The sequence below is a fragment of the Vibrio kasasachensis genome (assembly GCF_050337565.1).
Lineage (GTDB): Bacteria > Pseudomonadota > Gammaproteobacteria > Enterobacterales > Vibrionaceae > Vibrio > Vibrio kasasachensis.
Map to the genome: position 1 here is coordinate 311,544 of NZ_JAKJTB010000012.1, position 15,573 is coordinate 327,116.

Genomic DNA, 15,573 nt, shown 5'->3' on the forward strand with positions numbered 1-15,573 from the left:
ATTCGCCCCTTGATTATCGGGGGGCATAAAAGGAATTGAAGCATTATGGCTTACAGTACTTTTAACCAAAATAAAAACGACCAGCTAAAGGAACCTATGTTTCTTGGTCAATCCGTTAACGTTGCACGTTACGATCAACAGAAATTTGAGATCTTCGAAAAGCTAATCGAAAAGCAACTTTCCTTCTTCTGGCGACCTGAAGAAGTCGATGTATCGAGTGATCGCATCGACTACAACAAGTTACCCGACCATGAGAAGCACATTTTCATTTCGAACCTGAAGTACCAAACTCTTCTGGATTCAATCCAAGGTCGTAGCCCTAACGTTGCACTACTGCCACTGGTTTCTCTCCCAGAGTTAGAGACTTGGATTGAAACTTGGTCTTTTTCTGAAACGATTCACTCTCGCTCTTACACTCATATTATTCGTAACATCGTCAATGACCCAGGCGTCGTATTTGATGATATTGTGGAAAATGAGCACATCGTCAAGCGTGCTGAAGATATCTCACGCTACTACGATGAACTGATCCAGATGACCAATGACTACCATCGCTTTGGTGAAGGTACGCACGAGATTGCTGGTGAAACAGTCAACCTCAGCCTATATGGTTTGAAGAAAAAGCTATATGTATGTCTGATGTCAGTTAATGCATTGGAAGCCATTCGCTTCTATGTCAGTTTTGCTTGTTCATTCGCATTCGCCGAACGTGAGTTGATGGAAGGTAATGCAAAAATCATCAAGCTAATCGCTCGTGATGAAGCGCTGCACCTTACTGGCACACAGCATATGATTAACTTGCTGCGTAATGGCCAAGATGACTTCACATTCATGCAAGTCGCTGAAGAGTGTAAGCAAGAATGCTTTGACCTATTCAAAGAAGCCGCTGAGCAAGAAAAAGAATGGGCAGAATACCTATTTAAAGATGGCTCAATGATTGGTTTGAACAAAGATATCTTATGCCAATACGTCGAGTACATCACCAACGTGCGCATGCAAGCAGTCGGTTTGCCGATTGCGTACCCTGATGCTACGTCAAACCCGATCCCTTGGATTAATGCTTGGTTGTCTTCTGACAACGTTCAAGTTGCACCTCAAGAAGCTGAAATTTCATCTTACCTAGTTGGTCAGATTGAAAGTGATGCAAAAGCAGATGACTTTAAGGACTTCGAGCTTTAATGCCCAGTGTAAAAATTAACGGAAAGGTCACCATCGCCTCGAACCCGAGTAATACTCTACTGGAAACAATCGAGAATGCCGGGATTGAAGTTGAATACAATTGCCGTGATGGGCACTGTGGCGCATGTCGCTGCAAGCTCAAATCTGGCGAGGTCGAATACGTTGGTTTTGCAATGGCATATACACAAGCGGATGAAATTTTGCCTTGTATAACACGGGCAAAAACCGATATTGAACTTGATGAAGTTGTATATAAACTCAAAGTTAAGCGTGCATAAATGCAAAAAGACCAGTCAGTGACTGGTCTTTTTTTATTCGTTTCTCAGAATTAGTAAACTTCGTTTAAACACTCACCGGATAGTAATAGGTCCGCAGTGCTCATTGAAATTGCTTTTCCAGCAATCTCCCTCCCACCATCATCAAACAGTGACAAGCGAAAACCCATCCCTTGGTGCGGATCATTTTCTTCTGGGGTACGACGCCATAAAGAATGCACATCATATTTATTAGAGTTAAATGCTTCACCTAACACCACTTTCTGGCTCGCGACTTGATACCAAACCAAAATCTTAGACTGCTGAAACATACCACTCTCCTTAGCGCGTTTCTGATCAAGAACTTTTAGTTTATGATCTTTTTACCAAGTCATATGTTTCAAATCTAAGAAATTTTTAAATTACATTAATAAACAAGTAATTAACTCTTAGATGAATTTAGAATAAGCTTGTTGCCAATTTTGATTAAAGTATTCAACCTCTAAAAAGATCAACCTAATACACTTCTGGGTACGTGCATTTGTTTGTCTCTCGTTAGCGAGCTATAGTCCGCAAACATTGGCTTCCCTGATAAATAACGACGCAGCATATCAGTACAAACTGTGGTGATTAGCGTGACTTGGTCTTGGCGAGTAAAACGACGATTAAACGTTAACACTTGCCCCCATTCTCCTTCCGGAGTGGCCAATGAAACAGTAAAAGTATTCTCAACCAGTCTGCCTGACACAATGGCAATATCGGTCGCGCATTTTTCTTTCGTTGCGCCAGCCAGCGCTAACGTTTCTGCAAGCAGATCACCCTCGCCCGCGCCGACTTCAACTTTGCCGCCAAGTACCCAACCATGCCCACAATAATTCTGCGCATCTTGATTTGAATGCAACCAATTGGCTACGCTGCCATGCGTTGATCGCTCAGCAAGCGAAATCGACATTTTCCGTTCGGCAATGAGCTGACCAACGTATTCATCCATTGGTTGATCGATACTCACCACGTTCGCTTCAATCAATTTGTAAATTATCTGCATCAATTTAAGGCGAGTATCAAGATCGCCTTTAGGACCAAACAGTTTCACCTCGATATAAGGCAAGTACGAACGGTATCCCAATTGGTAACCTTGCGGTAAGTGCAGTTTATCCAGCTTGTCTGATAGTGCAGACTCTGATGTGCCAAACGTATAAACCCGCCCACAATCCAAACCTTCTACTTTGCTGTAACTGCGTTGTAGATCAGGAATAATTTGTTCAATTACCATGCGCTTAAACTCACTAGGAACACCAGGAGTAAAATAGAAAACGCATTCATTGATCAGCATTTTAAAACCACATGCCGTACCAATCGGGTTATCAATTAAAGTCGACCCTGCAGGCAACATCGCTTGTTTACGGTTGCTTTCCGGCATAGCAAGACCACGTTCAGCGAAAAACTGCTGTAAGCGTTTTAGCCATACTTCAGAGAGCTCTAAATCCAACTCCGCGGCGACTGACGCGGCTTGGGTACTAAGATCGTCACTCGTTGGACCGAGCCCACCATTCACCACCACTACGTCGCTGTTAAAGCTCAACATCAGCAATTCTTCGACTAAGCCATTAAAGGTATCACCAACCGTAGAGCGTTTAGTTAAAGGGAAGCCCTGCTGGAAGAACATCTCAGACATCCATGACGCGTTCGTATCAACGATGTCTCCATGCAATACCTCTTCGCCTGTACTTAACATTGCGATTTTCAAAATATTTTCCCTTCCACAGAAAATTAACGATTGATCGATTTATCCAAATCCATACCAACACTCCTATTTGTATTTACTACACTGTCTAGAGAATGTTTCGTCAATTTCTTGTTGATTTATTGGCTGCTTCGGCAGTTACCTGTGACTAGCATCATTAAAAGAATAATAACGGAGCTACTTGTGCGAAAAACACATACCGCCATTTTAGCGCTTTCACTATTAGCATCTACCAGCGCAATAAGCAATGAACTCGACTCATTGCGTTTTGAACTGTTTGAATCTAACAGTGTAATCAGTCCGGAGCCCAGCTTCTACTCTTTTCAAGACTTTAACGCTCTACATCACAGTGAAATTGATTTAGAGCTAGAACTTTCATCTACACCACGATATTTACAGATCTCTGACCAACAAGATTGGGATTACCTCAAAGAACAAACCTACACGATTCTCGGGCTCAGTGTGGTTACCGTAGGGTTGATGACTTTGCTGCCAGAATCCATAACTAAGTGGGAATCAGACGATCGTGACCTCTCCAATCTCGGACAAAAATGGGTCGACAATGTGAAAGAAGGTCCTGTATGGGATCGTGACGAACACTTTTTGAACTATATCATGCACCCGTACTTTGGCGGGGTCTATTACACAGCGGCACGCCATGCTGGCTATGATGAATTCGATTCGTTTCTATATTCGGCGTTTCTTTCCACCTTTTTTTGGGAGTATGGCGTAGAAGCATTTGCCGAAGTGCCTTCATGGCAAGATCTATTCATCACGCCTTTCTTCGGCTCGGTGGTAGGTGAGCTCATGTTCGAAGCCGAGCAAGACATTGTTGCATCAGGTGGCGAAGTTTGGGGGTCAGAATCGATGGGAAGTGTCACCTTGTTCTTCCTCAATCCAGTTGGGCACATTCACGGATGGGTGACTAACGCATGGGGTGGCAGTGTCGAACTGAAATACAGCAGTACTCCTTGGTTTGGCAACCAAGAAGCAGCCCAATTTGCTGCCAATGCGGGGGCAAGTTATGACACTGTATTTTATGGTGTCGAGTTGCAAGTAACGTTTTAAATTTTTGTTACTTAATGGAAAGCCCCGAAGATATATTTGTGCTTAACGTTGGATTCTCACCACACAAGCAGTAATTTAGGTCAAAAAATTGACATAGATCAAACCTAACAAGCCCTTGCGTTCTACACTGAAACTAAAGCAAAACAAGAATAATCATCTGTTCCGCTTTTTATCTCCGCCTTTCGCATGCATTCAGGAGGCATCATATGAAAACCACTTTCATCGTAAACTTTGTCGGAAAAGCGTCACCTTCCACAATTAAAAAACTTGCCGCAGTCACTCATGAAAATGGTGGTAAATGGCTCATTAGCAAAATCAATTTTATTGAAGATCAAGTCGCTGCTGTTATTAAGGTGGAAATGCCTAGTGAGAATGCAGATATCGTTAAACAAGCGTTTAAAGAACAACCTAACTTATTGATAGGAATTGTTGATTCTTCAGCACATAAACACAGTGCCGAAACTATTTTCCAACTTAGGCTCGATGCTAATGACCGTGCAGGTCTAGTAAATGAAATAACTCATCTATTGGATGACCAAGGTATCGACATTCTGGATATAGATTGTCAACGAGTGTTCATTGCTGGTGGGGGTGGAGTGAGTTCAAGCCTATTCACTTCGCAAATTTCACTGCGGTTACCGCGTAATGTACTCATTGAGGATGTCGCTAAAGAACTTGAATCTTTAAGTGAAGATACGCGAGTTGTTGTTCAAAAATAACTAACGATTTATCTCGATGAATAAAGCCCGCTAACGCGGGCTTTATTGTTCATTGGAACTGCATATTTAGATTGAAGTTATACTCCACTGTGAAAGTGAGCGTTTAAAATCTGAATAATCAAACTCATTCAATTTCTGAATGTCCCCGTTGGACCGAGCACAATACACCGACGGCATACGTAAACCATTAAACCAATTTAACTTAACCATGGTGTAGCCTGCACTATCGAGGATATGCAGACGTTGACCTATTGCTAACGGTTTATCGAAACTCGCTTCGCAGAACTGATCGCCCGCTAAGCATGAACACGAACCAATCACATATTGATGCGCCCCACCCTCATTTGCTTCTAAGATCGAAGCGGGTTCATTGTAAATAAGTGTATCCAGCCGATGAGCTTCGGTTGCAGAATCAACAATTGCGGTTTTCTTTTCATTTTCAATGATATCCACCACTGTCACGACAAGATCCGTCGTTGCAGTAATAATTGCTTCGCCCGGTTCGAGATAGAGTTGAACACCATGTTTTGTTGAAAATGCTTTAAGAGCTAAACCTAGTTTTTCGATGTCGTAATCTGGATAAGTGAAAAACACTCCCCCACCTAGGCTTACCCATTCGAGCTTATCTAGATGCTGACCAAATTGACTAGAGATCGAATCAAGTAACGCAATAAACGCATCGACATCTTTGTTCTCACAGTTCATGTGAAACATCACGCCATCAATCGAATCAAATATCTCTGGTTGAATTTGATCGGCTTGCACACCTAAGCGAGAATACTGGCGCGCGGGATTGGCGAGATCTTGCCCAGCATAGCTAACACCCGGGTTCAAACGTAACCCAAGTGATGCTTTTCCCTCAATTAAGTGACGATATGCGGCAAGTTGGCTCTGCGAATTGAAAATCATCTTGTCACAAATATCGGCGACTTCACGTACATCATCTTCACTATAGCCGACACTGTAAGCATGCGTTTCACCACCAAACGTTTCATACCCCAGCCTTACCTCAAATGGTCCCGAACTGGTCGTCCCATCTAGATACGGCTTTATAATGTCAAATACACCCCAAGTGGAAAAACATTTGAGCGCTAGCACCAGCTTCACGCCTGATATTTCTTTTAGCTGCTTAGCTATCTCAAGATTAGCTAGCAACTTCTCTTCATTGATCATGAAGTAAGGGGTTTTAAGTTCGTTGTGATGCATTTCTACCGCCACTAATAAATCCAACAAAGCCGATACGATTGTATCGGCTGAGGTATTCTTATTTAACCAGCATTATTTCAATATCTTGATGTCTGGTTGACCCACTGTTAGCTCCAATACATCCCAATCTAAACCAATTGTAGGCATAGTTTCTAGGAATGGGTCTGGGTCTAACTGCTCCATATTGAACACACCTTTCTCAGCCCACTCACCACGGAAGTATTGCAGAGCTGCTGTAATAGCGGGTACACCCGTTGTGTATGAAATCGCTTGGTGTTCAACATCTTCATACGCCACTTCATGATCGGCATTGTTGTAAATAAAGACACTACGGTCTTTACCATCTTTACGACCTTGCACCCAAGTACCAATACATGTTTTACCTGTATAGCCCGGAGCAAGCGAAGTTGGATCTGGCAATAACGCTTTTAATACATGTAGTGGCTGAACCACGGTGCCGTCATGCAGTGTTAACGCTTCAGGGCTCAATAGACCAATATCACGCATTACGTTGAAGTAATTCAAGTAACGATCACCAAAACCCATCCAAAACTCAATGCGTTTTGCTGGGATAAACTCTTTCATCGAGCGTACTTCATCGTGCGCCATTGAGTACACTTTGTGCGTACCACAATTAGGGAAATCAAATTCAAGCATACGAGAGTGGCAAGGCACCTGCTTCCATTCTTCGTTCTCCCAATAGAAAGAATCCCCTTGGATTTCTAGCATATTGGTTTCTGGGTCAAAGTTAGTCGCAAACTTCTTACCGTGGTCACCAGCATTCACATCCATCACGTCGATAGTATCAATCTCGTCAAATAGATGTTTGACGGCGTAGGCTGCAAAAACAGAAACCACACCCGGATCGAAACCCGCGCCTAAAATACCAGTGATGCCTGCCTCAGCAAATTTTTCACGGTAGCCCCATTGCCAATCGTAAGCTTCCGGTACTTGCTGCCCTTCACTGCATAGATCCACAGCAACCGAGGTATCTAAGTAGGAAACCTTCGTTTGGTAACACGCTTCCATAATTGCCATGTTGACCCAAGGAGGTCCGGCATTTATAACTAAATCGGGCTTAACATCGTTGATCAGCGCAACCAATTCATTGACGTCGTCGGCATCAACACTGCGCGCTTCAAGTCTCTTCGAACTATCTTTTTGATTGTTCTTTTTCTGGATAGATTCGATGATTTTTTCACATTTACTAACTGTGCGTGATGCAATCGTAATATCACCTAAAACGTCATTGTTTTGCGCTGCTTTATGAGCAATAACCCAACCAACACCACCTGCACCAATTTGTAGAATTGCCATAGTTTTCCATTACCCCTATTTAACTAGCTCAGCCGCTAGAGAATTAACCTCGTTAAGTAAAGATTCAAAATCTGACATCTTTAAACACGGATTTAAAATTGTAAATTTCAAGGCAGATTTGCCTTCCACGATAGTCTCACCTAGTACAGCAATACCGCGCGTTAGAGCTTCAAGCCTCAGAGCTTGATTAAATGCATCTAAATCCGAGACCGTCTGATTTACTGCACGAAACAGCACAGTAGTTAGTGAAGGATCGGCAAGTAGTTCAAAGCCGTCATGCTGGCGAACTAGTTCAGCGACTTGTTGCGTTTGCTCAATTAAGTGATCGTACATTTCGCCCAATGCATGAGGTCCGACGCTTTGCATAGTCATAAAGACCTTTAACGCATCAAAACGTTTAGTCGTTGCAATAGATTTATCAACCAAATTGGGCAACTGATCATGCTCTCGATTAAGATAATCGGCATGGTGAAGCAAGTACTTAAAGTTGGCTTTGTCTTTGATAAGCAGCGCACCACAACTGATCGTTTGGAAAAACAATTTGTGAAAATCAACGCTTAAAGAGTCGGCTAACTCAATTCCACAGAGCCGCTGTCTATGTTGACTTAATATCAGCGCACCACCGTAGGCTGCATCCACATGGAACCAAAGTTGGTGTTGCTTGGCTATCTGCGCAATGGCTGCTAAATCATCAATAGCACCGTGATCAGTTGTCCCCGCGGTGCCCACTATCGTAAATGGGATCAAACCTTGCGCTTTAAGTGCTTCAATTTCATCACTCAACGCTTCTATTTTCAGTGTACCGTTACCATTGCACTCAACGCTGATAACGCTTTTCTCACCTAAACCAAGTAACGACGCTGATTTTTGAACCGTAAAATGAGATTTATTCGAACAAAGAATACGCAGCTTATCGGAAAAATCGGGCAAGCCATCTTTCTGAATTGAGTGTGCTGCACGGTTATCTGCAATCCAATCACGAGCGAGTAATAAGCCCATCAAATTACTTTGTGTACCACCACTAGTAAAAATACCATCGGAATCAGTACCCAGTTGATATTTGCCGCACACCCAATCAACCACTTTTTGTTCTACATAGGTAGCGGCAGAGCCTTGATCCCATGAGTCCATTGATTGATTCAATGCCGCAATCATTGCTTCAGCTACTACTGATGGCATTAACGGTGGGGTATGTAGGTGGGCTATACAATTCGGGTGTTGCACTATAATGGAGTTTTTCGCTACTAGCTCAGCGGTATCCGAGATAACTTGGGTTAAGCTATTCTGCTGGTTGTCTAAATCGACCGCATTGATGGCATTTTGTAGCAATGTTGGCTCAACACCTGAGTATGGGGCATCTATTTGCTCAAACACTTGCTTCATTGCCGAAGTAGTATGATTCATCGCTTTGGCAAAACAATCACTACCTTGCGAACCCGTATGAATAAAGTGTTCACGCCAATCATCTTGCTGTTTAGCTTCAACTGGATTACCACCCGCAACCAAAATGGCTTCTTCAATTACGCGTAGCGCAAAATCAATTTGCTCATAGGAGATAATCAAAGGAGGTAGCAAGCGAATAACAGCCCCTTCTCTACCACCTTTTTCAACCATTAGACCACGTTCGAGTGCGGCTCGCTGAATCCGTAAAGTAAGCCCACCATCAGCAACAGGCTCACCAAATTTATTTAGCGCACCACCGGGTTGGCTAATTTCTATACCGATCATCAGCCCTTTGCCACGTATATCTGCAATGCAGTCTACGCGTTTTTGGATCGCTTCCAGACCATGTCTAAAATACTGCCCGGCAACATTGGCATGTTCGACAAGCCCATCGCGTTCTATAATTTCTAGCGCCTTTTCCCCTGAAATCATCGCTAACTGATTACCACGAAAAGTTCCGGTATGTTCACCAGGAAGCCAAGTGTCGTATCGTTTATTGATGACTAAAAGCGACATCGGTAATCCACCACCTATCGCTTTGGAAAGACACAGGATATCAGGTTGAATACCAGACTCTTGATAAGCGAAATGGTCTCCAGTTTTACCAACTCCACATTGAATTTCATCGAAAATCAATAAAATCCCATGATCATCGCAGATTCGACGTAACTCTTTAAGCCAAAATGCGGGGGCAGAAATAACACCACCTTCCCCTTGAATCGGCTCAACGATCATGGCGGCAGGTTTCATAATCCCGGCTTCATCATCTTCTAGCAGACGTTCAATATAGCGAATACTCGCTTTAGCGCCCTCTTCACCACCTAAACCAAAAGGACAGCGTAAATCATATGGGAATGGCATGAAGTGAACATCAGACATAAGCCCAGTACGACGAGCTTTGGTATTCAAGTTTCCCATCATACCCATAGTGCCATTCGTCATGCCATGATACGCACCTCGGAAGGCAAACATGGTATTGCGTCCGGTGGTTTGCTTGGCCAGTTTGATCGCGGCTTCTACGGCGTCTGCACCTGAAGGTCCACAAAACTGAATGACAGCATTGTCTGCTAGTTCACTAGGTAAAAACCGTTTGACTCGTTTAATAAAGTTGTTTTTAGCTTCTGTGGTGATATCAAGCGTTTGATATGGTAGACCCGAATCCAATTGGTCTTTTAGTGCTTGATTTATCTCCGGATGGTTATAACCAAGTACTAATGTACCCGCACCGGCTAAACAATCTAGAAACATCTGACCGCGCGTATCTTCCACTAACGCACCATAGGCTTTTTTAATCGCAATCGGAAGACGGCGTGGGTAAGAACGAACTTGAGATTCACTTTGCTCTTGCTCAATTAATAATTGGTCAAGTGCTAGGTCGTATGTTCCTTCCACGTGTGGAATTTGGGTCGAACAATAAGTTGCGATATTTTCAATATCGACTTCAAAGGCTGTGCTCATGAATAATCCCTTGAAATGCAGTCTACTCGCACAATAATTAAATACGCGAGATACAACAGTGCTTCCGCAAGCTATAGGCGTGCGAAATCGATTCCATCAAAAAGATGGATTACATGTCAAAGTAAGGGATCAAGGCTCAGTTATGCTGCTGTTTTGTAATACAGGACATTTTGGTAGAACAAAGCTGATTAGAGAGTGTGTGTTGTATATTTTCAATGTTGGGTTTCCCATTCACATGCCGCTATTGCAGCATAAGTATCCCGTCTATCGATAAAGGTTTATCGATACCTACCCTACGAGTGTTCACTCAGCCCGAATGTTCACTCGCGTATCCCCCAGAATCATCTCCGAGATTGCGCAGGAAAATATCATAAACGGTCATTTCTTGGCAATGTTTTTTAATATTTCTATTAACAGCTATCTTACCTTTATTGAGCCCCTTCCTACCAAACATAATAAGCAACAAGGGGCTCAACCAATGATCTCACCACTATTAAGCGGCATCGTTTTTGATTATATGAGCAAGTAATTCGAGCGAATCATAACTGTCATCTGGAGCTATGTATGCACTAAGGATGTCGACACCATTTTCTATAACAATTGTCTGTTCATTGCTGCCATGCGGGATAGACAACTCGATATTTTCATCAACAATTGACACGCCAATCTTAGCCATCAATTCATCTATATCTGCACTGTCAGTTTGATCCAACAAATCATCTAGATTGATAAGGTCCTCATTTAAAGTGAAATCTTTAACCACATCAGTACCAGAATCCAAGGTCGCATCCAACCAAGTAAACACGTTTTCGCCTTCGTCACCAATTAACAAGTCATTACCAAGTAATGCCTCTAGAGACTCCTCGTTCTCCGCAGCCAACACTGTGTAACCAGTTGAATCAGAAGTATCTATGACCACCTCTGCTTCATTACTCACTGCAAGGTCAGAATCAACAGCGATGTAATCAAACGTCACTTCTTCTTCACTATTTTGTAGCCCTGATAGATAGCGTAACTCCCAACTGCCGCCATTTGAACTCAGTTCTACCCCAACAACGGGATTATCAGGGGAAGAATAGGTAAACTCATACAGGATCTGCTCATTGCCCACATCACCCGGATCTTTCTGGTATTTTTCGACGACAACCGTGCCATCTTGCAAGGTATATGTTGCTTCAATATGAACGTTACTGCTCGCTACAAAATGCCCCCCCATACCATCTAAACCTAACGTAATGACAGCAAGGGGATTATTGGTCAAATCAATCGCAAGGGTTTCTTTCTTATTCATCCCGCTACCATCGGTATCACCAATACCATATCCAATATGAGAGGGACCATTTGTATACTGTTTTAAAGGCTTGTCATTGTTATCGGTAATGCTGATACCTACTGTATTGCCATTTTCTAGTGTAATTAGACGTTCAGTATCGCTAACATATTCACCCCAATTAAAGAACCCATCTTCTAAAACAATGTCTTCCGGGTCACCACTGTAACCCAACTCAAATTCATCTCCATTGCCGGGGACGTAAGCGATATTGTCAGAAATAAACAGTTTATCCGGGTCAATGGTATCACCGAGTACATGAAGGTCATCCTCTGTCAGTTTGCGCGTGACACCACTTTCATCGGTATAAAGCAATTCACCGCTTTCAGGTAAAGAGGTGATCATGATCTTAACTTTAACGTCGTTCGCATCATCTTCAATGTCGGAGATATGGTCCTCACTGCCAATTAACGAATCAAAAGTGATAGGAACCATAATTTGCGCCCCTGCATCAACATTAAAATCTTCTGCTTCTGGAGGATTATTGGGGATTGGCTCGTAAACATCTTGCTCGTGTAACTTAACGCTAATCGGCGTTTCATTCACACCATCGGAAGCGATCACTGTGATTTGATGTTGATTACCTAAGGTTTCAAAATCATTGGTAAACGCATCGACACCCTCGGCGGTCAGAGATATGTTGCCGTCGGCATCAATCTCAAACAAACCATCTAGCGGGTCGTTAATACCGTATTCAATGGAGTAAGTTACCGTACCTCCTTCTGGGTCAACAGCATTGACACTACCGATCACATAAGCATCAACGGAATTTTCGTCGTAACAGAAAATGTATTCATCACCATCCTCTGGTGGATCAAATACCGGTGGTTCATTGAGGTCTTGCTCGTGCAGTTTCACCGTAATCGGTGTGTCGTTCACGCCATCGGAAGCGATCACTGTAATTTGATGTTGATTACCTAAGGTTTCAAAATCATTGGTAAACGCATCGACACCCTCGGCGGTCAGAGATATGTTGCCGTCGGCGTCAATCTCAAACAAACCATCTAGCGGGTCGTTAACACCGTATTCAATGGAGTAAGTTACCGTACCTCCTTCTGGGTCAACAGCATTGACACTGCCGATCACATAAGCATCAACGGAATTTTCGTCGTAACAGAAAATGTATTCATCACCATCCTCTGGTGGGTCAAATACAGGTGGTTCATTGAGGTCTTGCTCGTGCAGTTTCACCGTAATCGGTGTGTCGTTCACGCCATCGGAAGCGATCACTGTAATTTGATGTTGATTACCTAAGGTTTCAAAATCATTGGTAAACGCATCGACACCTTCAGCGGTCAGAGAGATGTTGCCGTCGGCGTCAATCTCAAACAAACCATCTAGCGGGTCGTTAACGCCGTATTCAATGGAGTAAGTTACCGAACCTCCTTCTGGGTCAACAGCATTGACACTACCGATCACATAAGCATCAACGGAATTTTCGTCGTAACAGAAAATGTATTCATCACCATCCTCTGGAGGATCAAACACGGGAGGTTCATTTACATCCGTTTCATTTAGAGTAACGACTATCGGCGTTTCATTGACACCATCTGAAGCGACCACCGTAATTTGATGACTATTAGGATCCGATTCAAAATCATTGGTAAACGTTTCAACACCTTCTGGCGTTAAACTGATTTCACCCGCATCAGTAATCTCGAATAGCCCGTCTAAAGGATCATTTTCACCATATTCGATTGAATAAGTGACAGGCAAGCCCTCAGGGTCGGTCGCGATTACTGTCCCTATGACAGTGTCATCTGCTGAGTTTTCTGCATAACTAAAAGTAAAGTTGTCAGAAGAAGGGGGGGCATTCGGCGGTTCTGGTGTGATCTGGTTGAACGCATTGAGTAATTCCAGTAAAGACAAACTTTGCGTTTCAGAAAGACCAACCGATTCCAGACCACGTGTTTCAAATAACGTCGTAGCAATAGTCTCGCTTCCATCTCGTGAAATTGCACCAAATACTGTTGGACTTGAACCCAATTCTTCACCCGCTTCCGGAGCAAACTCTTCAGAAATCGTAGGGTCTTGCCCTGATTCCAACTGCTCAACGATACTTTGCGTTTGAGGATCAAGATTAAGTGGCGCTATTTGACCGTTGCTATCAACTGTTTCGACTTGCAATAATTCCTGCGGATTACCTTGAGAAATAATCACTTCCCCAGGACCTGCATTTTCACCAGGCTGCAATAATCTCGCCTGCCCTAAGCCATTAATGACAACAACACCATCAGCCAAGAGTAATGGTGCTAAAGATACTATATTCATAAGCCGATCCCCTACTAACTATGGATATCGGTTCGATATCAGGTTTATCACAGCTTCCTTTAAAGCTAGCGTTTAGGGGGGCTCACGACCAGTTGATAACAAAAAAGTACTATCGAAAATAGCCAAGTAGCTTAATTATCACGAGATTTTTTCTAGCAAATTTCTACTTTTGTACCAAGCTAAACTAATCTCTACATCATAAACAAATTCTAAATGACCGATCTGACAACGCTATATAGATTTAAAGTTCTTCGGATAGGGAGAGTATCGTGAAAATAAAAATGGCATTACTTATCGCCTTGTTACCTATCACAAGCAGTCAGTTACATGCTCAAACTTTAGAGCAAGCTGTCGCTATTACCCTAAAAAATAACCCCGAAATAAAGCAAGCCTATAACGAATACCAAAGCTCGATGAAGCAGCATGATGCAGCCGGCGGTGCGTACTTACCTAGCATCGATTTAGACGCTGGTATCGGTTATGAAGGAATAGACCCTGCAAACTCCACAGGACGAGATGATACCGATCTTACCCGTAAAGAAGCGACGCTCAGCCTTACTCAACTATTGTGGGATGGTAATTCAACCATAAACGATATTAGCCGAACAGGCGCCGATGCCGAATCTATCCGCTTACAACTTCTTTCTGACGCTTCTGATATGGCGCTAAAAGTAACTCAGGTTTACCTCGATGCAGTTAAATCTACCGAAATACTCGCGCTGTCTGAAAGTAATTTAGCGGTACACAAAGAAATTTATCGCGACATCAAAAAAAGAGCGGATTCAGGCATCGGTTCTACCGCTGATGTTACCCAAGTCGAAGCTCGTATTGCTAAAGCTCATGGCAACTTATTAGCCGCCCAAAATAACTTAATTGATACCCATACCCAATTTCACCGTTTAGTCGGTCAACAACCACTAGGGTTGATATACCCACGAGCAGATGAATCAAAACTGCCTTTATCGTTATCTGAAGCCATTGACGAAGCGTATGTGAATCACCCGGTTATCATGGTCGCAAAAGTGGATGTTGATGCAGCCAAATACCAATATAAACAATCCAAAGGCAACTACTATCCAACTATCTCCATTGAGGCAAGTCAGTCTTGGCGCGATGATGCTGGAGGCGACGAAGGACGCAGTGAAGAAACACTCGCGATGTTGAGATTACGATACAATCTCTACAATGGCGGTAGCGATAGCGATTTGTCAGAGCGGGCAGCCTACCAACTTAACAAATCCAAAGACCTGCGTGACAATACTTATCGTCAGGTTGAAGAGAGCCTTCGTCTGTCTTGGAGTGCGTTAGACCTAACACTGCAACAAAAGAACTTTCTCTCTGATCATGTAGACTCAGCATCTGAAACTGTGATTGCTTACAAAAAACAGTACCGTATAGGTAAACGTACCTTGTTGGATCTACTCAACACTGAGAATGAATTGTTCCAAGCACGTAAAGACTATCTTGATGCTCACTATTCAGAACAATACGCCAAGTACCGAGTCATGAATGCAACAGGAAACTTGTTGGATGCGTTATTGATAGAAATCCCTTCAGAATGGACTGAACAAGTGGAGTACTAAT

Annotated in this window: 11 protein-coding genes; 5 read left to right on the plus strand and 6 right to left on the minus strand. The window is 43.1% G+C overall.

Features of this window, described 5'->3' with window-relative positions; translation table 11 throughout:
- Window positions 1–45 precede the first annotated feature (45 nt).
- Window positions 46–1,179 carry a class Ia ribonucleoside-diphosphate reductase subunit beta gene (gene nrdB, locus L4C38_RS10245; protein ID WP_428797449.1) on the plus strand — a complete coding sequence of 378 codons (1,134 nt, stop codon included), beginning with the start codon at window positions 46–48 and terminating at the stop codon, window positions 1,177–1,179.
- On the plus strand, window positions 1,179–1,457 hold the full coding sequence (gene yfaE / locus L4C38_RS10250; protein WP_428797450.1) for a class I ribonucleotide reductase maintenance protein YfaE: 279 nt from the start codon (window positions 1,179–1,181) through the stop codon (window positions 1,455–1,457). The genes nrdB and yfaE overlap by 1 nt, the downstream gene beginning before the upstream one ends.
- A 50-nt stretch (window positions 1,458–1,507) precedes the next feature.
- Here the strand turns inward: yfaE and L4C38_RS10255 are convergent, their stop codons facing one another.
- Together L4C38_RS10255 and L4C38_RS10260 are read right to left on the minus strand one after the other, a co-directional pair.
- Window positions 1,508–1,765, minus strand: a complete 258-nt coding sequence (locus L4C38_RS10255) for a hypothetical protein (RefSeq protein ID WP_428797451.1) — start codon at window positions 1,763–1,765, stop codon at window positions 1,508–1,510.
- Between the two features lie 179 nt (window positions 1,766–1,944).
- Window positions 1,945–3,183, minus strand: coding sequence for a CinA family nicotinamide mononucleotide deamidase-related protein (locus L4C38_RS10260; RefSeq protein WP_428797542.1), 1,239 nt, complete (start codon window positions 3,181–3,183; stop codon window positions 1,945–1,947).
- A 138-nt stretch (window positions 3,184–3,321) separates the two neighbouring features.
- On the opposite strand from L4C38_RS10260, the gene L4C38_RS10265 reads away from it, so the two are divergent.
- Together L4C38_RS10265 and L4C38_RS10270 are read left to right on the plus strand one after the other, a co-directional pair.
- Window positions 3,322–4,245 carry a DUF3943 domain-containing protein gene (locus tag L4C38_RS10265; RefSeq protein ID WP_428797452.1) on the plus strand — a complete coding sequence of 308 codons (924 nt, stop codon included), beginning with the start codon at window positions 3,322–3,324 and terminating at the stop codon, window positions 4,243–4,245.
- Window positions 4,246–4,451: 206 nt separating this feature from the next.
- Window positions 4,452–4,964, plus strand: a complete 513-nt coding sequence (locus L4C38_RS10270; protein WP_428797453.1) for a glycine cleavage system transcriptional repressor — start codon at window positions 4,452–4,454, stop codon at window positions 4,962–4,964.
- Window positions 4,965–5,030: 66 nt separating this feature from the next.
- On the opposite strand, the gene nspC is transcribed toward L4C38_RS10270, so the two are convergent.
- From nspC to L4C38_RS10290, 4 genes are all read right to left on the minus strand, one after another.
- Window positions 5,031–6,170 carry a carboxynorspermidine decarboxylase gene (gene nspC / locus L4C38_RS10275; RefSeq protein ID WP_428797543.1) on the minus strand — a complete coding sequence of 380 codons (1,140 nt, stop codon included), beginning with the start codon at window positions 6,168–6,170 and terminating at the stop codon, window positions 5,031–5,033.
- Window positions 6,171–6,242: 72 nt separating this feature from the next.
- Window positions 6,243–7,487, minus strand: coding sequence for a carboxynorspermidine synthase (locus tag L4C38_RS10280; RefSeq protein WP_428797454.1), 1,245 nt, complete (start codon window positions 7,485–7,487; stop codon window positions 6,243–6,245).
- Between the two features lie 15 nt (window positions 7,488–7,502).
- Entirely contained in the window at window positions 7,503–10,388 is a 2,886-nt protein-coding gene (locus L4C38_RS10285; protein WP_428797455.1) for a pyridoxal phosphate-dependent class III aminotransferase, read from the minus strand.
- Window positions 10,389–10,881: 493 nt separating this feature from the next.
- Window positions 10,882–13,989 (minus strand): cadherin repeat domain-containing protein, encoded by a 3,108-nt coding sequence (locus L4C38_RS10290; protein WP_428797456.1) that lies wholly within the window; start codon window positions 13,987–13,989, stop codon window positions 10,882–10,884.
- A gap of 281 nt (window positions 13,990–14,270) precedes the next feature.
- On the opposite strand from L4C38_RS10290, the gene L4C38_RS10295 reads away from it, so the two are divergent.
- Complete coding sequence (locus tag L4C38_RS10295; protein WP_428797544.1) at window positions 14,271–15,572, plus strand: TolC family outer membrane protein; 1,302 nt, start codon at window positions 14,271–14,273, stop codon at window positions 15,570–15,572.
- Window position 15,573 lies beyond the last annotated feature (1 nt).